Source organism: Pseudomonas sp. 2995-1 (genome assembly GCF_002742505.1).
GTDB classification, from domain to species: domain Bacteria; phylum Pseudomonadota; class Gammaproteobacteria; order Pseudomonadales; family Pseudomonadaceae; genus Aquipseudomonas; species Aquipseudomonas sivasensis.
On sequence record NZ_LJSA01000598.1, the window covers coordinates 1 to 247 of the forward strand.

The 247-nt window shown below is 33.6% G+C and carries 1 pseudogene; it reads right to left on the reverse strand.

Annotated features, from left to right (window positions below):
* A pseudogene (locus AOA61_RS32010) lies at nucleotides 1-247 on the reverse strand (AraC family transcriptional regulator); the annotation flags it as partial.

Sequence of the window (247 nt, forward strand, 5' to 3'; positions counted from 1 at the left end):
GTTGGGAAGACTTCGAATAATCTTTTAAGCAAATCAGGTGTTGGTAAATGTTTATGTTGTGAAATATACTCTGTGACCACATTTTGTTCTTTTTGCAACTCTAAAAATAACTCAACTGCCTGGTACATTACTGGAAACAAATCAGTTGTCGGCTTCAAATGGTTTACCAATACATCTTCATAAACGGAATAATAGCTCCCTAAATTAAGTTCAATTTGGCTTACTTTGAATTCGTCTTCTCTAAAAC